This is a genomic window from Sporosarcina sp. FSL K6-3457 (assembly GCF_038007285.1).
GTDB lineage: Bacteria > Bacillota > Bacilli > Bacillales_A > Planococcaceae > Sporosarcina.
Genome location: NZ_JBBOWX010000001.1, coordinates 390,018 through 411,178, shown reverse-complemented (window position 1 = coordinate 411,178; position 21,161 = coordinate 390,018). Strand labels below are relative to the sequence as shown.

General features: G+C 42.6%; 18 protein-coding genes. 4 read left to right on the top strand and 14 right to left on the bottom strand.

Going from position 1 to position 21,161, the window contains the following annotated elements; genetic code table 11:
• Positions 1 to 28: 28 nt before the first annotated feature.
• Together N1I80_RS02060 and N1I80_RS02055 are read right to left on the bottom strand one after the other, a co-directional pair.
• Positions 29 to 955 carry a manganese-dependent inorganic pyrophosphatase gene (locus N1I80_RS02060; RefSeq protein WP_340736314.1) on the bottom strand — a complete coding sequence of 309 codons (927 nt, stop codon included), beginning with the start codon at positions 953 to 955 and terminating at the stop codon, positions 29 to 31.
• Positions 956 to 1,104: 149 nt separating this feature from the next.
• Positions 1,105 to 1,548, bottom strand: coding sequence for an RrF2 family transcriptional regulator (locus tag N1I80_RS02055; RefSeq protein ID WP_340736313.1), 444 nt, complete (start codon positions 1,546 to 1,548; stop codon positions 1,105 to 1,107).
• Between the two features lie 165 nt (positions 1,549 to 1,713).
• On the opposite strand from N1I80_RS02055, the gene hmpA reads away from it, so the two are divergent.
• Positions 1,714 to 2,901 carry an NO-inducible flavohemoprotein gene (gene hmpA / locus N1I80_RS02050; RefSeq protein ID WP_340736312.1) on the top strand — a complete coding sequence of 396 codons (1,188 nt, stop codon included), beginning with the start codon at positions 1,714 to 1,716 and terminating at the stop codon, positions 2,899 to 2,901.
• Between the two features lie 58 nt (positions 2,902 to 2,959).
• Here hmpA and N1I80_RS02045 read toward each other — a convergent pair whose 3' ends face one another.
• The 6 genes from N1I80_RS02045 to N1I80_RS02020 form a co-directional block, all read right to left on the bottom strand.
• Positions 2,960 to 3,559 (bottom strand): DNA-3-methyladenine glycosylase, encoded by a 600-nt coding sequence (locus tag N1I80_RS02045; protein WP_340736311.1) that lies wholly within the window; start codon positions 3,557 to 3,559, stop codon positions 2,960 to 2,962.
• A 15-nt stretch (positions 3,560 to 3,574) separates the two neighbouring features.
• A complete protein-coding gene (locus tag N1I80_RS02040; protein ID WP_340736310.1) occupies positions 3,575 to 4,222 on the bottom strand; it encodes a uracil-DNA glycosylase in 648 nt (215 codons plus the stop codon).
• 146 nt (positions 4,223 to 4,368) lie between these two features.
• Positions 4,369 to 4,716, bottom strand: a complete 348-nt coding sequence (locus N1I80_RS02035) for a DUF6054 family protein (RefSeq protein WP_340736309.1) — start codon at positions 4,714 to 4,716, stop codon at positions 4,369 to 4,371.
• Positions 4,717 to 5,072: 356 nt separating this feature from the next.
• Positions 5,073 to 6,215 carry an MFS transporter gene (locus N1I80_RS02030; protein WP_340739946.1) on the bottom strand — a complete coding sequence of 381 codons (1,143 nt, stop codon included), beginning with the start codon at positions 6,213 to 6,215 and terminating at the stop codon, positions 5,073 to 5,075.
• A gap of 270 nt (positions 6,216 to 6,485) precedes the next feature.
• Positions 6,486 to 8,492, bottom strand: coding sequence for a FapA family protein (locus N1I80_RS02025; RefSeq protein ID WP_340736308.1), 2,007 nt, complete (start codon positions 8,490 to 8,492; stop codon positions 6,486 to 6,488).
• A gap of 297 nt (positions 8,493 to 8,789) precedes the next feature.
• On the bottom strand, positions 8,790 to 9,665 hold the full coding sequence (locus tag N1I80_RS02020) for a DUF6612 family protein (protein WP_340736307.1): 876 nt from the start codon (positions 9,663 to 9,665) through the stop codon (positions 8,790 to 8,792).
• Positions 9,666 to 9,895: 230 nt separating this feature from the next.
• Here N1I80_RS02020 and N1I80_RS02015 point away from each other — a divergent pair, with 230 nt between their 5' ends.
• Positions 9,896 to 11,614 carry an ABC transporter ATP-binding protein gene (locus N1I80_RS02015; protein WP_340736306.1) on the top strand — a complete coding sequence of 573 codons (1,719 nt, stop codon included), beginning with the start codon at positions 9,896 to 9,898 and terminating at the stop codon, positions 11,612 to 11,614.
• Between the two features lie 96 nt (positions 11,615 to 11,710).
• Here the strand turns inward: N1I80_RS02015 and hflX are convergent, their stop codons facing one another.
• The 4 genes from hflX to N1I80_RS01995 form a co-directional block, all read right to left on the bottom strand.
• Positions 11,711 to 12,982 carry a GTPase HflX gene (gene hflX, locus N1I80_RS02010; protein WP_340736305.1) on the bottom strand — a complete coding sequence of 424 codons (1,272 nt, stop codon included), beginning with the start codon at positions 12,980 to 12,982 and terminating at the stop codon, positions 11,711 to 11,713.
• A gap of 83 nt (positions 12,983 to 13,065) precedes the next feature.
• On the bottom strand, positions 13,066 to 13,749 hold the full coding sequence (locus N1I80_RS02005; protein WP_340736304.1) for a VOC family protein: 684 nt from the start codon (positions 13,747 to 13,749) through the stop codon (positions 13,066 to 13,068).
• 62 nt (positions 13,750 to 13,811) lie between these two features.
• Positions 13,812 to 15,296, bottom strand: a complete 1,485-nt coding sequence (gene putP / locus N1I80_RS02000; RefSeq protein WP_340736303.1) for a sodium/proline symporter PutP — start codon at positions 15,294 to 15,296, stop codon at positions 13,812 to 13,814.
• Positions 15,297 to 15,683: 387 nt separating this feature from the next.
• Complete coding sequence (locus N1I80_RS01995) at positions 15,684 to 17,243, bottom strand: FMN-binding glutamate synthase family protein (RefSeq protein WP_340736302.1); 1,560 nt, start codon at positions 17,241 to 17,243, stop codon at positions 15,684 to 15,686.
• A gap of 89 nt (positions 17,244 to 17,332) precedes the next feature.
• Here N1I80_RS01995 and nfsA point away from each other — a divergent pair, with 89 nt between their 5' ends.
• Both nfsA and N1I80_RS01985 read left to right on the top strand, forming a co-directional pair.
• Positions 17,333 to 18,064, top strand: coding sequence for an oxygen-insensitive NADPH nitroreductase (nfsA, locus tag N1I80_RS01990; protein WP_340736301.1), 732 nt, complete (start codon positions 17,333 to 17,335; stop codon positions 18,062 to 18,064).
• A gap of 11 nt (positions 18,065 to 18,075) precedes the next feature.
• Positions 18,076 to 19,239 (top strand): class I SAM-dependent methyltransferase, encoded by a 1,164-nt coding sequence (locus N1I80_RS01985; protein WP_340736300.1) that lies wholly within the window; start codon positions 18,076 to 18,078, stop codon positions 19,237 to 19,239.
• 118 nt (positions 19,240 to 19,357) lie between these two features.
• Here N1I80_RS01985 and N1I80_RS01980 read toward each other — a convergent pair whose 3' ends face one another.
• Entirely contained in the window at positions 19,358 to 20,071 is a 714-nt protein-coding gene (locus N1I80_RS01980) for a GntR family transcriptional regulator (protein ID WP_340736299.1), read from the bottom strand.
• Between the two features lie 112 nt (positions 20,072 to 20,183).
• On the bottom strand, positions 20,184 to 21,095 hold the full coding sequence (locus N1I80_RS01975) for an ROK family protein (protein ID WP_340736298.1): 912 nt from the start codon (positions 21,093 to 21,095) through the stop codon (positions 20,184 to 20,186).
• Positions 21,096 to 21,161 lie beyond the last annotated feature (66 nt).

The window sequence follows — 21,161 nt, the reverse complement described above, 5'->3', positions numbered from 1 at the left end:
CTAACCCAGGCACAGCTCTTCTAATTCATCATTTCAACGCATCCGTCAATACCGGTACAATCTGCTTCTTCCGAGAAACAACACCTTGCAACGTCGCTGTATTATTCACAAGTTCAACATTAAACGCTGCACTTGCTCGCTCTGCTTCTTTACCGAGTGCTAAAACGACTGAATCATTATTCAAAATATCCGTCACGACGAATAAGAACAAGTCGAGCTCTTTCGTAGCGATGACGCCATTGAGCAGCTCTTCCAATTCAGCCTGACGATCCATGACATCATTAATATCAACGGCATTCACTTGTGCAATCTCAATTTTCACATCGCCAAACGAAAATTCCTTTGCATCCATTTCAATCAAATCTTCAAGCGTTTTATCACTTAAATCCGCACCAGCCTTTAACATAGCTAGTCCATATTCCTGCGCATCAACACCTGCAATCGCCGTCAATTCATCCGCTGCTGCACGGTCCTCTTCTGTAAATGTTGGTGATTTGAATAGCAACGAATCCGAAATAATGGCAGACAGCATAAGTCCTGCAATCTCTTTCGGGATAGCTACGCCATTTTCCTTATACAGCTTATTCAAAATTGTCGCTGTACAACCAACTGGCTCCGCACGGTAATACAAAGGATCACTCGTTGCAAAGTTAGCAATTCGATGGTGGTCAACCACTTCAATTACCTGCACATCATCCAAATCGTCCACACTTTGCTGCTTCTCGTTATGGTCAACAAGAATTACCTGTGCCGCATCCGGTGCCGCTTTATCAATCAAACGTGGTGCTTCAAAACCGAAATAATCCAGCGCATACGCCGTCTCATTCGTTACAACACCAAGTCGTACAGCTTCTGCATCCATTCCTAGTTGTTGCTTCAGATACGCATAACTGATCGCCGCAGTGATCGAATCCGTATCAGGGTTTTTATGTCCAAATACTAATACTTTTCCCATTAAAATTAGCCCCCTATTTATCTTTATATTTACTTTTTCCCGCATTAACTGGCAGTACGAATCCCGCTTCAAAACTTAGAACTCGTTAAACAACACGCATGTGGGGTTCAACTGCCCGTAAAAGCCCGATAAGTTCAACTAACATTTTATCACAAAGGTCGACCAAATAATATATCCGACAATTCATCTTTATTAACTATGAAATCAGCAATGGTATAGCCGTCCAACACCGTAAAATAGGCAGCAAGCGCTTCACGAAGTGCTCCCTTTAATCGGCAGGCGGGGGAAAGTATACAACTATTCGACTCTGAATTGAAGCATTCGACAAGATGGAAGTCATCCTCTGTCTTCCGTACAAGTTCACCAACATTAATCATTTCCGGTGCAACGTTTAGTCGGATTCCTCCACCACGCCCACGAGTCGTCTCAATCAAACCCATTTTTCCAAGCTCATGAGCTACTTTCGTCAAATGGTTTTTGGAGATACCGTATATATCTGAAATTTCCTGTACCGTCGCCTTCTCCTCAGTTCCCTTTGTGCCAAGGTATATTAGGACACGTAAGGAAAAGTCTGTATACATTGTTAAACGCATAATTTCACCGCTCTTTCTACATACTATTATATCACTTGTGACGTTTACGTGAAGAAAATGTGGCTAACTTTCTAACTTCACTTAAACATGTATTTTTTTTATAGCTTTAAAATTGCCTATCGCTTATTGTAAGGTTAACAAACAAGAAAGGTTGTGCATCATCACATGCTATCTCAAGAAACGATTAACATTATCAAATCAACTGTCCCTGTATTAGAGCAACACGGAAAGACAATCACAACTGTTTTCTATAAGAACATGTTCGAAAAACATCCTGAACTGTTAAATATATTTAACCATGCAAACCAATCACAAGGTCGTCAACAAACAGCCCTTGCCAATACAGTTTACGCTGCCGCTGCCAATATCGATAATCTTGCAGCTATTATACCGGCTGTTGTCCAAATTGCACACAAACACAAATCATTGGGCATTAAAGAAGAACATTACCCAATTGTTGGATATCACCTATTAGGTGCTATTAAAGAAGTCCTTGGTGATGCAGCTACACCTGAAATCATCGCTGCATGGGGTGAAGCTTACGGTGTCATCGCAGATGCATTTATCGGCATCGAAAAAGACATGTATGACCAAGCTAAACAAGCAGACGGCGGATGGGAAACATTCAAAGACTTTACAATTGCCGATAAAGTCGTCGAAAGTGATGTCATCACATCATTCTATTTAAAACCTGTGGATGGTCAAAAATTACCTTCTTACAAACCTGGTCAATACATTTCAATTCGCTTAAATATCCCTGGCGAAGAGTATACATTGAACCGTCAATATAGCTTATCACAAGCTGCGACAGGTGACCTGTATCGTATCTCAGTTAAGCGTGAGGATGAGTTCAATCCAAACGGAAAAGTATCTGTCTTCCTTCATAACGGAATGGCAATCGGCGATACAATTGAAGTCAGTGTTCCAGCTGGTGACTTCCACCTCGATACAGATAGTAACAATCCTGTTACACTCATTAGTGGTGGCGTCGGTATCACACCAATGATGAGCATGTATGAAACGATTGCAAAAACGGCAGCGGATCGTCCTGTAGCGTTTTTACACTCAGCACGAACGCGCAAACATCAAGCGTTCGATGACGTTCTCCGTCAATTGAATGATACAATGGCTAACTCAACATACGCTGCTCTTTATTCAGAAGAAGGCGATGGCTTCATCAACCGCGAATTCCTAGCCGCTAATGTCTTAGAAGGCAGTGATATCTATGTCTGTGGACCAACAGCATTCATGCAAGCAGTTATCAAAGAATTGTATGCACATGGCACGCCTGAAGACAAAGTGCACTTTGAATTCTTCGGCCCAGCCGTTCAACTTGAATTAGCACACGCGTAACTGATAAACAAAAAACGCCGTCACCCACTTGGATGACGGCGTTTTTTTGTTCAAATTATTACATACGATATTTTGACACGAATGGATTATCCCTCTCATAAAAACGCCACGGATAATCGACAGCCTCGCCTGAATTGCCAATTCCCACACGCGGACCCGCAATGATCTCTCCTACCCCAGGCCCTTCGGCAATGAACAGCGGTTGTTCAGACCAATGATGACCGTAATAATCCATCGTAATCCCCAATGCTTTTGTCAATTTCCCCGGTCCATTCGTCCAATCTTTCATTTTCAAATGAATACCACGATTTTCTTTCATCTGCTCAAGTCCTTCAATCGGCTCGACTGCACGGATTAAAATCGCATGCGGCGTTCCAATCCGACCACTAACCACATTGATAAGCGTATGTGTATGCATTCTGTACGTGTAGACCAATCCCGCCTCTTCAAACATCACATCCGTGCGCTTCGTACGACGATTGCCAAAACTATGCGCCGCCTGATCCTCTGGCCCATGATACGCCTCCGTTTCGACAATACGTGCCACTAGCAATCCATCCGGTTGTTCGTGGACAATGTACTGCCCGAGCAGACTTTGTGCCAATTCTAAGACAGGTGCTTGAAAAAAGGATTTATCAATTGGTATATATATCGTCATCGCCCTCCACTTCCTTTATTTCAGCTCTTTCAACATGCGTCCAATCGCTAACCAATCTGCATCCAACGCAGGTCTATGTGAAGGCCTATAAAAAATAGACGCCGGATGAAATGTTGGCACAATCGTATATGTTTTCTGTGTCCAATTAAACGTCGTATCATCGAGTTCATTCAAATACTGGATGGGCCGCTCCAATAATTGTCCATGCAGTTCCGTCACCTTCGTCTCTCTACCCAGTAACCGCTGCAATCCAATATTACCAAGCGTGACAATCAGCTTCGGCTCAATATTTGCCAACTCATAATCGAGCACGGGCGCATGTGCCAAAATTTCTTTCGTCGTCGGCGGTCGATTGTATTTACGTTCCGTCGCCGTACCATCGCGTTCCTTCTTCGTTCCCCATCTATATGGTCTGCTACGGACTGCACTTGTAATATAGACATCCTCACGTGTCAGACCTATCGTTGCGAGTGACTTCATCAATTCCTTCCCAGCACGGCCGATAAACGGAATGCCATCCACCAGCTCAAATTCACCTGGTGCTTCCCCAATCAGCATGAGCTCAGGCTTTTGCGGACCTTCCCCATAAATAAACCCCTCCACCGGAAAACCCGCAATCCGTTCTTTACCAAGGATCGCAATCGACTCAGGAATACGGAACATCAGAACACCCCCTCATTTCTTTTTAGTCTATCACCAAAAGCGCAGGGCGTCCGTTTAGATGCGACAGCCAATATGGCTTATGACCCGAGCATCTGGCGCCCGGAGACTAGACGTTCAAAAAAAGCCTTCCCCCTAAAGGAAAGACTTTATACCCCATCTATAATTGAAGTGCCCAAAGCCGTCTCCACACTGTTCGCAAAGCTATTGCCTGCCCCCCAGTCAAAGCGGAAGAAAACACCTTCTGATCCACCAGACGCAACTACATGAACCTTTGTATCTTCACCAAAATCATCAATCGTAACTGTCAATGATGCCCGGTTGCTTGACCGCATATAATACTTCTCTAGCACCATAACATGAACCTCGTACTCTCCAACCTTCCTGACATACCGATCGACAAGTGTTCCACTAATGCTTCCTCCCACTACATAGGATTCAATCATACTCATCGCTGTCGTTGGTGAGATTTTCACAGTAAACTCACGTACTGACATCTTCTCAACCCCTTCCAACCTTACTTCTTTTACGGATGAATGGCAGTAAAGGTTTCAATATTCAGTAATCAAAAAAATAAACCCTACACAAGGTAAGGCCTACTCTTATCATTTTCGCGGGGGGAGCGGATAATAGTTATTTTCTGCTGAGCGCCCTTTTTTCCTGAGCATTTGTATTATTTTCTGAGAAAAACGGCTACGCGCAATCAAACGCTTGGATGACGTGTCCATTTCTACATCTAGTATGAGCGGCCTCAATATATAATCTCCCCTTTTCAATCCTACTGCCATACTATGTGAGGTACATAGATTATATTCTCAAAAAGACCTACCCAGTAAAAAAGGTAGGTCAGCATTTATTCCAACTCTAATTGTTTTGTTTCTGTTCCCAAAAAGACAACAGCCAACACACCGAGAACAATTGCACCACAGAAAATTCCGAAGATCAAACCAAATCCATAACCAGCCGCAAGCAATGAACCCACCAGTAACGGCCCGAAAATACCACCTACCCGCCCAACCGCAGCTGCCATTCCAGAACCTGTTGCACGGATTGCCGTTGGGTATTGTTCTGGTGAATAAGCATAGAGGGCTCCCCATGCGCCCAAATTGAAGAAGGATAGCAAAGCACCAAAAGTCAACAGCATCGGCAATGTCTCCGCACTCCCGAAGACAAAAGCACTGACCGCTGTTCCAAGCAAATACGTCGCTAACACAAACTTACGCCCTGCTCGTTCAATCAACCATGCTGCCGAAAAATAACCTGGTAATTGTGCGAGCGTCATAATAAGCACGTAACCAAAACTCTTAATCATACTGAAACCTTTTATGACCATGACGCTTGGCAGCCATAGGAACATGCCGTAATACGAAAATACAACCGTAAACCAGACAATCCATAGCATTAACGTTCGACGTGCATACTTTTTTGACCACAGCAACTGTATTTTTTCCAAAGCAGATTGCTTCGGTTTGCCATCTGCTTCGAATTTAGGTGAATCTGGTAATTTCCGACGCAAGTAAATTGCATAAAATGCCGGTAACGCCGTAATGATTAACGCAACCCGCCAACCAAAGTGCGGAATAACAAAGTACGAAATCAGCGCGGCCATTATCCAGCCCACTGCCCAAAAACTTTCAAGTAATACAACAACACGGCCTCGTTCATGCGCGGCCACACTTTCTGATACTAATGTTGAAGCAACAGGCAACTCGCCACCTAATCCAGCACCAACAAAAAAGCGCAAAATCAGAAACGCCGTAAGCGTCATCGTCAACGCCGATAATCCACTAGCCACCGAGAAAAGGACAAGCGTCATCATAAAGACATTTTTGCGTCCAATCCGATCCGCTAGCATGCCAAATCCCAATGCCCCAACAGCCATCCCAATCGAATTCACACTACCAATCCAGCCCATCTCGGCAGGTGACAACTGCCACTCTATCGCTAATGCCGCAATGACAAACGACAAAATACCGACATCCATCGCGTCGAACATCCAACCTGTACCTGCAAGCCCTAATAATTTATTCCTAGAAATGCCCTCATGTTTTTTGCTCACAATATGTCTGCTCCTTATTGAAAACCATAGTGTCTTGACAGTTGTCATTATACTCTACTATTCAAGACAGCACAATGGATTTTGAGAAAGTAAACAACATGAATAGGCAGCTTAGCAACGTTTTCAGCAAACTTGGCAACGCTAGCGCAAAACCTAGCAACATTACTCCTAAACTAGACTGCGCTCACAGGCTGGAAGCATAACGTCTCAACTAACAACCAGATTTCCTTCCTCATCCAACTTTGCAAAAACACCCATCTTTTTATCCATAAATGTATACTGCTTATTGCCAATCTGAATTTCTGTTCCAGCATGCGCAAGACCAATCGTAATAGTCCCCTGCGCTCCTGTTCGCACAACCGTCTTTACAATGTTGACCGAACCTGTCTCTTGCAAAGAAATCTTATGCGTTGCAATGATTTCCCCACCACGACATACTCCTTGCACGTGAATACTATCGCCAGCCGTCACCGAACTATGGTAAACACCTTTCGACGTCACTTCAATCGTGCCACTACTATACAACACACTATTAATCGCATAGGGCACAGAAAGAACCGCCTGCGACATTTTAACCCCATACAATTCCACCAGCAGTCTAACTTCCTCAATAAGTAATCCGAAGCTAGCCGTATCTTCTAATTTCTTATGCTGTGAAGTAACAAATACTGTATAGAGTTTATCTGCTAGCGTAGTCCATTCAGCTGACAGCTGTTGCGAATTATTTTTCACCTTCTGAATGAAATTCTTGTTCAACTCTTGGAATGTCGGATATTTCTTTTCAAGAAGCAACCGAATCAAATGATTCAACTCGGACGTCGTTAGGTCATCCCCTTCATCCCCTCGAATCGCTAGCACCCTATGAATAGCCTCTTGAATTTGTTCTAATAAATCTAAGATTTCCTTCAGCTGTGACGTTAGCTCACCAATAACAACTTCCTGTTGACCTACACTAATTGTCGATGAAAAAATATTTCCTTTCACAATCGCAGATTTTACAGCATGAATAGTCGCTTTGGTGACAGTCCCTTCGATGTAAATCGTCCCTGTTGCCCCAACAAACATAGCCGTTTGAACGCTACCACCAATTCGTACATCTCCTTCAAAGCGAATATTACCGCTCTCCAAATCGACTTCACCTTTATGAAAAAGTTCAGGATTAACATCAATCTGCACCAATTTTTTTCGCCAATCGACTGATGGTCTTCCAGATATCTCAGCTACGATGTCATTACCCATTTGCGCAACATTCTTACCCGCACGTACTACAATATCCTCCACCTTCCGAGCTGCAATCGCCTTGCCGAGAAGGTTGCTACCATCTGTACCAGGAACCGATGGTATATATGTCGCAATCACCTGACCCGCCTCCACGGAAACAATCAAGTTCAATTCACGAAAATCAACCTTTTCCAATTCACCTGGTACCTTCTCTTTGTAATCGATATGCATCTCCAAATCCCCATCAAGCCCTTCAATGGGTGATACACCCTTCGCCACAATAATTTCATATGGCTTATCCACTTCAGTCACTTTTTTGATAGCTGGAAAAATCAACCCTTTTCCTATCCCCATCGATTTCAACCGCTCAACAATTAGTTGGGGCTCTATATCATTATAATATTCAATTTCCTCTTCAGCCTCAATCTGAAGTACCTTCTTGAATTCCGTATCACTTAACGTACGTGTAACCCTTTTACCAGGTATAAAAGTAAGCATCGCCAACATATCTTTCTCCATTAATTGAATCGAAAACTGCGGTGGTATGAGCTCATCATGCACAGTCACTTTAACTTCATCACTCGGTAAAATCATTGTTCTTTCCCTGACCTGTTCTCCATTGACAGTCAGCTTAACATTTTCTCTAGGGGAGACGATTGGATAATTTCCACCAGAAAATACAGCTTCAATTTTGCCATCCGCCAGGCGAATTCCGAACGCTTTTTCTTCCACCGCTATATTCAAGCCATGCTTAACCCCATCACTTGTAGGCGGTGCCATTTTAATGTATTGTTCAACCGCATCTTCCATCATTTCCTCTTTTAACTGCGTGACGGTCACTTCAGCCATCATTTTTCGTAAACCAAATAGATTTCGTTTGGGATTCGTTACAACTTCAACTTGCACTTCTTCCATCTTCAATTCCAAAATAGATAATGCCAGTTGGACAGCTTCTTCCACCGTTTCTGCTTTCACGGAAATCGATTTCACCATAACGATTTCACCTCACTTGAATTGTTTTTTTGTGCCACTCTAGTACATTCATCTTATCACATATTTAACTATTAAATCCCAATATACCTATTGTTCTAACAATAAACAAAAGGATTACAACTAGCACACGACAAAAAAAGGATTGATCCACTATTAAGTGAACCAATCCTTTTCTCATCTTACAATGCTTCTTCGACTTCTTTAATCATTTCTTTCACAGGGCGTAGCCGGCCAGAGTGACATTATCATATTTTTTACACACCAAAAAACGCCGGAATGGTTATCCGGCGCTTGCATTTACTGTCCCATCGCTTCATTAATATCCAAAGCGTTATCAAGTACTTCTTGTGGAATTTCAATTTTATCAATTTCATTGATCTTACTTAGCTTCGCGTCGATCTTCTGATCCAAGCGCATTTCCTCACCATCAACGACCATCGTCATGTCCATTTTCATATTGAAAGCATTTGTGTAAAATGTCTTTTTGTCGATGAAAATTTCATACTCCAAACTTGTCACTTCTATATTCTCCATTAATTCCGCTGCTTCCGCATTCGCATCTACACCTGCTGGTAAGTTTTCCATCGCAAGTTCTTTGAACAGCTTGCTGAACTTATCCCCTGAAGCTGACAGTTTAAGAATATACTCATCGTCCGTCTGTTCAAACTTGAAGTCTTCTACAAACTCCTTGAACATACTCATATCAAGTGTCGGATCCGCGCTACCCACTTCTCCAAGCAATTCCTCATACATTTCGCTCGGTAGCTTAATCCATTGGCCAGATTCAGATTCATTCATAAAGAATCCTTCTTCTGTCATGTACACTTCCATTTTCATTGCACCTTGTTCTCCCATGTCCACATCCATCTTCTGATACATAGCCAACGGGTCAATAATCATATCCATGTCCATGTTAATTTTGCTATTCATCGTTAGATCCTGACTAGGTATCTCAATCAGCTGGTCAATATTCATAGCTGCCTGCATACTTGTTTGTTCAGCCGATGCTGCCGTTGCCTTTTCGAATACTTCCTGTGCCGTCAACCCACTTGGTTCTTCAAGCTCTACTTTTTTACCTGTCTCAGTATCTGTTTTAGGCTCTGCAGGCGCATTACAAGCGGCAAGTCCAAGTGCAAGAACACCGACCGCCATCCCTTTTATCCAATTCTTCATGTCATTCGCTTCCTTCCATATCCTCTTTTTACTACATCTATTCATACGGTACATAATAGAAAGAGTTCCCTTTTTGGATAAATGAAATAAAATTGGACAGTAAGACTCAATACAACAACTATATCAAAAGACACAGAAATCGATTACTTCGGGATTAGAAATAAATAAGTCGTTTTCCTACACAAAATCCGCTATACTAACCATTATCAAAGGAAAGGGGATTTTACTACATGTTAAAGAAATTCTTTTCTTATTATAAGCCGCATAGACGGTTATTCATCATTGACTTTTCCAGTGCTATTTTCGTAGCACTGCTCGATTTGGCCTTCCCCGTTGCGGTCCAATGGTTTATCGATGATTTGTTGCCGACTGGAAATTGGAGAACTGTCATCACGGTGAGTATTTTACTGCTGCTTATTTACTTACTCAGTACAGTCCTACAATATGTCGTTAGCTATTTTGGGCACAAGTTAGGCATCAATATCGAGACCGATATGCGCCAACAGTTGTTCAATCATGTACACAGGCAATCATTCCGATTTTTCGACAACACAAAGACAGGACATATTATGAGCCGAATTACGAATGATTTATTCGACATTGGAGAACTAGCTCACCATGGTCCAGAGGATGTTTTCATTGCCATTATGACCATTATTGGTGCGTTCATCCTCATGTATAACATCAATCCAGAACTTGCGCTTATCGCTATCATTATGGTTCCGTTCCTAATTGCCCTTGTGACATTCTGCAATAAAAAGATGAATGCCGCGTGGCAAAACATGTACGGAAAAATTGCAGATGTCAACGCACGTGTCGAGGATTCCGTTTCAGGATCACGCGTTGTCAAGTCCTTTACAAATGAAGAATTTGAAATTGCACGCTTCCGCGAAGACAACGGCAATTTCCGAATCGCCAAACTTATCGCCTATAAAGTGATGGCTTGGACACATTCGAGCATGTTCATGATGACTCGGCTAGTTACACTCCTCGTACTCGTTGTGGGTGCATGGTTCGTTCACAACGGCAAATTGTCCATCGGTGAAATGGTCAGCTTTGTATTGTTCGTTAACATACTTATCAAACCAGTTGATAAAATTAGTGCGCTACTTGAATTGTATCCGAAAGGGATGGCTGGATTCCGTAGGTTCCTTGATTTGATTGAACAGGAGCCTGAAATTTTGGATCGCCCGAACGCCATTGCCGTGCCTCATTTGAACGGTAACATCGTCTTCGATGATGTTCATTTCCACTATGATGACAACAAAGCTGTGCTCAATGGCATTGATTTAAATATTCATGCAGGACAAACAGTCGCATTCGTTGGTCCATCTGGTGCTGGAAAAACAACGATTTGTTCACTGATTCCACGGTTTTACGATGTCACTGAAGGAGCTATCGCCATTGATGGCTTAGATATTCGCGATATGACACAACACTCGTTGCGTTCTCAAATCGGGATCGTCCAACAAGATGTCTTTTTATTCACAGGGACCATTAAAGAGAACATCGCCTACGGGAAATTGGATGCTACGGACGAAGAAGTGTTTGAAGCTGCGCATAAAGCTCATTTGGAAGACTTCATCGCAGCACTTCCAGATGGCTATGAAACACAGATTGGAGAACGTGGATTGAAACTATCAGGTGGGCAGAAGCAACGCCTTGCCATTGCACGCATGTTTTTGAAAAACCCACCGATTCTTATTTTGGATGAAGCGACATCCGCACTCGATACAGAAACAGAGCGCATCATTCAGCAATCACTCGCTGAACTGGCTGAAAACCGGACAACACTAGTCATCGCACACCGTCTAGCAACTATTCGTGATGCAGACCGCGTCATCGTCGTCACAGAAGACGGCATTGCCGAGGACGGTAAGTACGATGAGTTAGTCAATCAAGGTGGGATTTTTGCACGTTTGCATAATAATCAATTTGTGGAGGTTTAACTCCTGGGAATGTGGCTATACTAGTAACATCCCACCCCCTTTCTCTTATATAGAAAACAGCACCGCATGACAGTTATTGTCATGCGGTGCTGTTTTTTAATGACTGACGATAAACTCCTCAAACTTCTTCTGCTCAGAACTATCCATTTCCACCGTCATCAGCGTGCCATCTTCCTCGTACTCCGTACTCTTCACATTCGCTTTATCATTCAAATAAGACACAATATCACCGCGGTCAAACGGAATGAGCAGTTTGCACGTGCTATACTGACCAAAAATCTTTTTCTTTATTAATTCGACAAGCTCATCTAACCCTTGTCCTTCCTTAGCCGAAAGCCAAACGCTGTCGTCGTTCACTTCTGGATAGCGAATACTCGCAAGATCCGCCTTATTATATACTTTCAATGTCTCAACATTCTCCACGCCGACTGCCTGCAAAGTCTCATTCGTCACTTCCATCATATAGCCATGCTCTGTATTCGACACGTCCACAACATGGAGAAGGAGGTCCGCATCACGCGCTTCTTCTAGCGTCGAGCGGAATGCTTTAACGAGATGAGTCGGAAGCCTAGATACAAATCCAACCGTATCTGTTAAGATAAATTGTTTATTATCAATCAACTTTACATTGCGGACAGACGTATCCAATGTGGCAAACAACATATCCTCTTCGTATACCTGCTTTGCATTTTCAGCATCCATCTTCATCAGCAGTTTGTTCATCAGCGTCGACTTGCCCGCATTCGTATAGCCTACAATCGACACGACAGGTGTGCCACTTTTTTTACGTTGCTTACGCTGTGTATCACGCTGATCCTTCACATGATCTAAATCGCGGCGCAATTTGGCAATCTGGTCTTCAATTTTCCGACGGTCCAGCTCAAGCTTCGTTTCCCCAGCACCTTTGTTCTGGAGTCCACCGCTTGTCCCACCGCCTTGCCGCCCAAGTGAAGCACGCAAACCAACAAGGCGTGGCAACATGTACTGTAACTGCGCCAATTCAACCTGCATCCGAGACTCACTCGTTCTGGCGCGTCGTGCGAAAATATCCAAAATCAGCATCGTCCGGTCAATGACCTTACACTGCAGCTCCTGCTCCATATTCCGAATTTGTGATGGCGACAGTTCATCATTGAAAATCACAAGATTGGCATCTAATTCTTCATAAAAATGACGGATTTCATCAATTTTTCCTTTGCCAACATAATGAGATGGATGGCGACGTTCTAAGTTTTGCGTCACTTCACCAACCACCTCAACAGCAATCGCTTCCGCCAGATTTTTCAATTCCTCCATCGCATAGGCGAAATGCTCATCTTTTTGTTCATGCACACCGACAAGCACCGCACGTTCCACTAACACTTCCATCCAACGACTCCTCTCTAGCCTTACCATAGGTCTATTTATCTTACCATATGTAGATTCACGCACCAATTAGGGCGGTTTCTGTGCTAGTTAGCCTGCCCAATGACAACATCCGTCAATCTATCCTTCCCACCTTCATGTTCCACAAACTTCAACAAGACATTTGACAAGGCAATATCATCGGCGTCACCCACTTTTTGTGACAATAAAATCGCCCACTCCGCCGTCTCCCTCAGCGGATCCTCAACACTGAAGACACACTCCGTAATTTCCAGCTGTTCATTAGCCGACGTAATCGCACCCTCTTCACGCAGCTTGGCAAAACGAATATCCTCCGCATCCTCCCACTCGATAAAAAATGGATACGGCAATTCATTTGATACGGGTTGATCGACAAATAGCATTTTCCACTTTCGCAATTGACCCGTAGCGGTTCTTCGTTGTGCAGAAAGTACACCAGACGTGCTGAATCCTTTATTGTTAATTTCCTCATTAAATTGCTCGATATCCTCGACAGATAGACAAACTGTGCCCCAGCCTTCACCCTCCTTTAAGTCGTGCAGCAATAACCTCGGCAATGGATGGTCTACTTGCTCTGCGATGTCCTGCCTTTCTACCGACAACCATTCGATATAAGCATTTTTTACATACATCAACGCATTATGCGTTCCCCATTGCTCATGGCGACCACCCACAACAGCAGACTGTTGTTCCGCAACCCACTCATCTGGTGTTCGATTTGTGAAATAAACAACGTGATCCAGTTTCATAAACATAAACCCTCTTTCTAAGTAGCAGAAAAGCCTGCAGTATACACCACAGGCTTTCTATCTTATTTATCCTCACCAAGAATTTTCAATGCTGCATCAAACTCTTTGTCAATCTCATTATTTTTCTTATAAGTAGCATTACTCACAACAACTGCAACAGCTAGACAAAGAAGGAAGCCAGGAATGATTTCATAAAGGTTATCTTTCAATACATCGATATTTCCCCAAATCATAACTGTAACAGCACCCGTAATCATACCCCATAGCGCACCCTTTGTTGTCAGCTTACGCCAGTAAAGAGATAGCAAAATAATTGGACCGAATGAAGCACCAAATCCTGCCCATGCAAACGATACGATGCTCAAAATGGATTCATTGTTCGGCCAAGCAAGAACAATAGCAATTAGCGATACTGCCAACACCGACATTCTTCCTAAAAAAACATAATGCTTATCTGTCGCATCTTTCTTCATAAACGTTTTGTATAAGTCTTCAACAAGTGCGGAAGACGATACAATTAGTTGTGAAGATATCGTACTCATAACCGCTGCAAGAACAGCTGCAAGCATAATACCGGCAATAAATGGATGGAAAATAATTTGTCCAAGAACGATAAATACCGTTTCATTATCTACCAGTGTTGCATTCGTATTTTGCTGGTAGTAAGCAATCCCTACAAGCGCCGTCGCAACTGCACCGAATAAACTTAAAAACATCCAGCCAATTCCGATACGTCGAGCTTTTTTCGCTTCTTTATGTGAGCTAATTGCCATGAAGCGGACGATGATATGCGGCTGACCAAAATAACCTAGCCCCCAAGCAACTGCCGACAATATACCGAGGAATGAAGCACCTGAAACAAAATTCAACAGCTGTGGATCGACAGCCCGAATACTCGCCGCTGTTTCCCCAAATCCACCTGTAATGAAAACGCCTACAATCGGTACGAGAAGAAGAGCAAAAAACATAATAATTCCTTGCACAACATCTGTATAACTGACCGCTAAAAAACCACCAAATAATGTATAGAAGATAACGACTCCAGCGACAATCAACAGACCTGCGTGATAATTTAGACCAAATGAGCTAAGGAAAAACTTCCCGCCCGCAACCATTCCTGATGATACATAAAACGTAAAGAAAATAAGAATGATAATTCCAGAAGCAATCCGTAACAGACGTGAGTTATCCTTTAATCGACTTTCCAAATAACTTGGTATCGTAATCGAATCACTTGATACTTGTGTGTAGACACGAAGGCGTGGTGCAACAAACACCCAGTTCAAGTATGCACCGATTGTTAACCCGATAGCAATCCAAGCTTCGACCAATCCATTGAGATAGATTGCACCTGGCAATCCCATCAACAACCAGCCCGACATATCGGCAGCACCTGCACTGAGAGCGGTTACAGCTGGCCCGAGCGCTCGCCCACCAAGCATATAATCCGTCAGATTAGACGTCCGCTTAAAAGCATACCAGCCGATAAAAATCATTGCCCCCATGTACAATATGATAGAAGCTAATTGATACATTTCATTTGACAATTATAAATCCCCCTTTCAAAAGTTATCTTCATCATACCATTTCTTTGAGAACTTTAAGATAGTTATTTTCAATTTCATCCTAAAACAATATTTACCAAACAAAGAACGACAGGATTATTTTATTTCCGAGAAATTCCCCGGGAAATAATCCCCTTTCGACACATATATATTTTTAAGAACTGGTGATACCATTTTTCATATGAACTTGAATATTTGTATTTAGGTTTAACATTCGTTTTTTCGGGAATCGTGATGATAAGGTGACAGCATCCGGCATCTAGCATCGTAGAACAGCCACCAGAATAACTCCCACTTCATATAGAAAAAGCGCATTTCTTGAGGTTGGCAAGGAATACGCTTTTTCTTGTTGAACGAATTACAAATTGTCTATTCTACAGGGAATGTTCTTCCACGTGCATCCTTGTAAACGACATGCTGACGGCCGAACTTTGTCGGTGAATCAAGACCGGCGGCTGCCGCAATCCGAAACAATCCTTCTCTCATTGTCAAAATGTAATTGGTCACACGATATTTCTTCTCTTCTACAACAAGTGCTTGTTGTAGTTTTTTATCTGTCGTCGCAACACCCGTTGGACATTCATTCGTATGGCATTTATGCGCCATAATGCAACCGACTGATATCATAAAGCCACGGGCAATCTGAACAAGATCCGCCCCCATCGATAGAGCGATTGCTGCACGATCAGGTGTTGTAATCTTACCTGACGCAATAATTTTCACACTATCGCGCACTCCAAATTTCTTTAAGGCATCATCAAGGAGAATAAGCGATGACCGAAGCGGTAAACCAACACTATCCGCTAAATCCTGATACGTCGCCCCCGAACCACCCTCCCCACCATCTAATGAGATGAAATCCGGCCCCATACCTGTTTCATGCATGAAAGACGCCAGTTCTTCAGCATCCTGCTTACTACCAATGACGACCTTCATACCAACTGGCTTACCAGAATGCAACCGAATTTTATCGATAAAATCAAATAAGGTTGGATAATCATCGAACTGGTGAAAACGATTTGGACTGTTGATGGTCGTAAAAGGTACAACATTACGAATTGCTGCAATTTCCTCCGTCACTTTCGCTCCTTCGACGTGCCCACCACGCATTTTCGCCCCTTGCGCCAGCTTAATTTCAAATGCTTTAACCTGTGGAATTTCGGCTTTTTCACGTAGCCTCTCCCAACTGAATTCGCCATCCTCCGTTCGGAATCCAAACAATCCTGAGCCAATTTGTGCAATGATATCTGCTCCACCTGCTAAGTGATGTTGCGAAAGGCCGCCTTCCCCTGTATTCATCCAGGCACCTTTCGCCATGCCTATCCCTTTCGACAAAGCACTAATCGCATTTTCACCGAGTGCTCCGTAACTCATCGCAGATTGCCCAAGCATACTGCGCACATGGAAAGGCTGCTGACAATTCGGTCCGATAATAATCGCGTCCTCTTCCGGCAACAGCCATGGCAACGCCGGTAACTCTTCACGATGCTCTTTCCGTGAAAACAAATAATCACCATCAACCACATAGCGCATCGTATCCACAAGTCCATCATTATCTACACGCATTTCCTCATTCTGTTTCGTGAACATCGCATTGCGAATAAAATAGCCTGCCTCATTAAAGTCGCGCTTCGAGCCAAAACCAATAACACTATTCAAATATTTCCCAGGCATCACCATATGCAAATATTCTTCACGGTTAAACGGTTCCCCATCATTATCATCATCAAATAAGTATTGCCGTAACTCCGGTCCCGTCTTCTCCAACATATAACGCATCCGTCCTAAAATCGGATAATTCCGTAAAATGGCGTGTTGCCTTTGCCTTCTATCATAAAAATAAAGAAATACACCGATCGTAATCGGTAGTACAACTAGAAATAAAATGAGCAATGCCGCCGTAATCGAAATACTTTCTATCCAAAACATATCCCCACCCCTTTTCCAAGCGTTAATAGGTGTTTACCACTAATGAAGTCTGTTAATCTTATTCTATAGAAATTTTTTGGAGGGATTCCATGGTCATCGAATTATTAACTGCACACGCATCCGTGCGAAAATATAAAGACAGTCCACTATCTAAAGAACATGTAGTCGAACTTATTCGTGCAGGACAGCATGCCGCAAGCTCTAATTTTGTACAGGCTTACTCCGTCATCCATGTGACAGACACTGACAAACGGGCGAAGCTAGCCGAACTCGCGAAAAATCCACAACAAATTTTATCGGCAGGTGCTGTACTTGTTTTCTGTATGGATTTTCATCGCATTCAACAAGCCGCGAATTTACTTGGGAAAGACATCGACTTTTCACATGCAGAAAGCCTACTTGTCGGTGTGACAGATGTTTCCTTATTCGCCCAAAATGTCGCGATTGCGGCAGAATCAAAAGGATACGGTATTTGCTATATCGGTGGTGTCCGTAATGCACCCGAAGAAATCAGTATGCTATTCAATCTGCCCACAGGTGTTGCACCAATGTTTGCGATGACAATAGGTGTACCAGACGAGTCCAATGAAGTGAAGCCGAGATTGCCGGTAGAAGCAATCATTCATGAAAACAGCTATGATGCCAGTAAATACGAAGACATCATTCCAATTTATGATGAGGTCATGAATGACTATTATTTAAGCCGCGGATCAAACCGAAAAGACGCCGTCTGGTCTGACGCCATGGCAACGTTTTTGGGCTCACCGAAAAGAACACATATGAAAGCATTTTTGGATAAGCAAGGATTTGAATTTAACTAGGAGAGATTAGCATGCAATTTGAAGAATTACTAGAGGAACTCACACGTCGGATAACAGCTGGAGCATTCATTAACGCAACCATCAGTCAGCCCCGAACAAAGACAGATGAATTGAAACGGGTGAAAGTGAAGCCTGTGGAGATAAAAGGACAGTTGCACATCCAATTTGAATATCAGTATGAACGCATTTTAAAGCATGACAACGTCACACCCACTAACTTGCGGGAGCATCTACAGCAATTGCTTGAACGCTTCAAACAGCTTCACGCCGAGTTTTCAGGCGAAAAGATTCATGTCCAGCTATCCAAAAAGTTCAAGGTGATGTGGAAATCTGACAAGGTAAACTCCGGGAAAGTGGCTGACCTTTCCCACAACCGGAAGAAAAATTATTTATTGGACGAAAACACGCCATATCCATTTCTTGTGCGCCTTGGTGTTCAAACACCTGACGGTAAAGTGAAAAAGCAAAAACATGACAAGTTTAGGCAAATTAATCGCTTCGTTGAATTCATTGACGACTCACTTGCCCATTTGCCAAAGGACCGTACTGTGCGTATTCTCGACTTTGGCTCTGGGAAATCGTATTTGACGTTCGCACTGTATCATTACTTACGTATCGAAAAAGGACTCGATATTAAGGTGACTGGGCTTGATTTGAAGAAAGAAGTCATTGAGGAGTGTAGCATCATTGCGCAAGATCTTGGCTACGATGATTTGGAGTTTCTTGTCGGTGACATTAACGACTACAACGGCGAAACGTCTGTCGATATGGTCGTCACGCTACATGCATGTGACGTCGCGACAGATATGGCACTTGCTCGGGCAGTGAAATGGGGAGCAAAAGTCATCTTGAGTGTTCCTTGCTGTCAGCATGAACTATTCTCCCAAATCAATTCCCCAGCGCTCGATATCATGCTCCAGCACGGACTCATCAAAGAACGCTTTGCTGCACTCGCTACCGACTCTATCCGTGCCGAGCTCTTATCACTCGTCGGCTACGAAGCGCAACTACTGGAGTTCATCGACATGGAACATACACCGAAGAATGTCTTAATACGCGCCTACCTTACGGGTCGCCAGCCATCAGCTGATGACTTTACACGCTACACTTCATTCAAAAACTTGCTGAATGCAGAGCCGTTTTTGGAGAAGGAATTGGGCGATTTATTGAAATAAAAGTAACCCCCTCCACTTTCACGAAAATTGTGGAGGGGGTTGTTTAGTCATTATTTTATTCTTCTTCAGTAACTTGCAATTGCTTCTTCAAAGTTTCTTGCCATAAATGAGCACACTCTTATCTATTCACCATTACTGATGTAAATACAAATTTATCATATCGATGCCTTGAAAAGGAGTATTCAAATGGAATTCCCGTAATTAAAAAACCTGTTTGTTCTACTTCTAATATCGGATCATCTTGCTTGCAGTCTAAGTGTTCCCAATCTAATTTCTCCGACTTACAGGCTCTTATTTTTCGGTGTGCCCCACCCATTTTCAATTCCAGCTTATGCTGTATATGATCATAGATGGATGAATGTAAAACTTGGTCATTAATGCCCGGAATTAAATTTGACGGCATATAAGTTTCTTCAATAACATAAGGTTCATTCGCCACAATACGTAAACGAATAATATGATAGACAGGTGTATCCATATCAATACGGAGATGTCTAGCTACCTCTTTCGAAGGAAATTGAATGGCAAATGTAATCACCTTACTTGTAACCTCTTGATCTTTAATAGTATTCGATAATCCTAAACTTTCTTCACTTATCACATTTACAGTACTATCATCTATTGAGGATTGTATGATAAATGTGCCATGCCCACGTTTTCGATAGAGCAAACCTTCCATTACTAAAATATCTAAAGCCTTTTTCATCGTAACCCTACTACAACCAAACTCATTTGCAAGACTTTGCTCAACTGGTATAGGTTGATCACTAGAGTAATACTCCGATTGGATTCTCTTTCTCATCTCATTTGAAATTGCTTCATATTTGACCATATCAAAAACCACCTAATTTATATTCTTGAGCTATCTTATAAAAGAGTCGTCTCCAAAAAGACTACACCCCTATAATATAATGAGGTTATGTTTTTGAAAAATAGGAAAGTCCTTAATTATGACTTTGATGACCCCTATTCGTTTCGAAATTATAAACTGCCCCGATAAGATTTGCATCATTTTTAAATTCACAAAGGGTAATTTCCGGAATATGAAGGGAATTTTCAGGACCAAAAAGAGCAGTTTCTACCTGTCTAGCTATTCGCTCTAAGTTGACCGTTAACTGTGGTATTAAATCACTCTTACTCGAAACTCCACCGCCAATAATTATTTTTTCCGGATCAAAACTATACTGTAAATTATAAATTCCCTGTGCTAAATAACGATAAAATGTATCCACTTCATTTTGTGCAATAGCGTCCCCTTGCTCGGCTAATTCAAACACCTCCTTACCACTCACTGCATTTTCCTCAAGGTTTTTACGCTTAGTATAACGCTTCGCCATATTGACAGCCGTCCCTAAATCACTAAATGTATGCTGATCTGTTAGGAGCATATACCCAAATTCTCCAGCAGATAAATGCTTACCATATTGGATTTTCCCATCTATGATTACAGCACCACCTATTCCAGAACCAACAACTACAAAGATTACATTCTTAAGTCCCTTTGCAGCTCCTTTCCAAAACTCGGCTAGCGCTGCACAATTCGCATCATTTTCAATCGATACAGGGCACCCGAATAGTTCCTCGAGCTCCTCGACTATCGGAAAATGATGGATATAAGGAATCGCACTTGCTCCTTCAATTATACCAGCTACCTGATTCACCGCACCCGGAGAACTTATGGCAATTCCCTCAATGTTATATGTAGCAGCCTTCTCTTTTTTTATCTTTAATAAAGATGCTTTCATGGACTCCCATGTAGTCGGTGTCACAAATGATTCTTTCTCTAGTATATCGTCATTATCCCAAACGCCATACTTTACTGAAGAACCCCCAAAATCAAATAAAAGCAACGCCATATCCTATCCTCCTTTAATAGAAAGCATCTGTTTTGTTAGGTTAACCTTTTTCATTTCAACAAAACA

Coding starts and splice junctions, on each gene's coding strand:
- N1I80_RS01985 (WP_340736300.1), top strand. CDS start 18,076: ATGCAATTTGAAGAATTACTAGAGGAACTCACACGTCGGATAACAGCT.
- N1I80_RS02035 (WP_340736309.1), bottom strand. CDS start 4,716: ATGTCAGTACGTGAGTTTACTGTGAAAATCTCACCAACGACAGCGATG.
- N1I80_RS02025 (WP_340736308.1), bottom strand. CDS start 8,492: ATGGTGAAATCGATTTCCGTGAAAGCAGAAACGGTGGAAGAAGCTGTC.
- hmpA (WP_340736312.1), top strand. CDS start 1,714: ATGCTATCTCAAGAAACGATTAACATTATCAAATCAACTGTCCCTGTA.
- N1I80_RS02045 (WP_340736311.1), bottom strand. CDS start 3,559: ATGACGATATATATACCAATTGATAAATCCTTTTTTCAAGCACCTGTC.
- N1I80_RS02015 (WP_340736306.1), top strand. CDS start 9,896: ATGTTAAAGAAATTCTTTTCTTATTATAAGCCGCATAGACGGTTATTC.
- N1I80_RS01995 (WP_340736302.1), bottom strand. CDS start 17,243: ATGTTTTGGATAGAAAGTATTTCGATTACGGCGGCATTGCTCATTTTA.
- N1I80_RS02005 (WP_340736304.1), bottom strand. CDS start 13,749: ATGAAACTGGATCACGTTGTTTATTTCACAAATCGAACACCAGATGAG.
- N1I80_RS02030 (WP_340739946.1), bottom strand. CDS start 6,215: ATGTTCGACGCGATGGATGTCGGTATTTTGTCGTTTGTCATTGCGGCA.
- N1I80_RS02040 (WP_340736310.1), bottom strand. CDS start 4,222: ATGTTCCGTATTCCTGAGTCGATTGCGATCCTTGGTAAAGAACGGATT.
- N1I80_RS02055 (WP_340736313.1), bottom strand. CDS start 1,548: ATGCGTTTAACAATGTATACAGACTTTTCCTTACGTGTCCTAATATAC.
- N1I80_RS01975 (WP_340736298.1), bottom strand. CDS start 21,095: ATGGCGTTGCTTTTATTTGATTTTGGGGGTTCTTCAGTAAAGTATGGC.
- N1I80_RS02020 (WP_340736307.1), bottom strand. CDS start 9,665: ATGAAGAATTGGATAAAAGGGATGGCGGTCGGTGTTCTTGCACTTGGA.
- N1I80_RS02060 (WP_340736314.1), bottom strand. CDS start 955: ATGGGAAAAGTATTAGTATTTGGACATAAAAACCCTGATACGGATTCG.
- hflX (WP_340736305.1), bottom strand. CDS start 12,982: ATGGAAGTGTTAGTGGAACGTGCGGTGCTTGTCGGTGTGCATGAACAA.
- nfsA (WP_340736301.1), top strand. CDS start 17,333: ATGGTCATCGAATTATTAACTGCACACGCATCCGTGCGAAAATATAAA.
- N1I80_RS01980 (WP_340736299.1), bottom strand. CDS start 20,071: ATGGTCAAATATGAAGCAATTTCAAATGAGATGAGAAAGAGAATCCAA.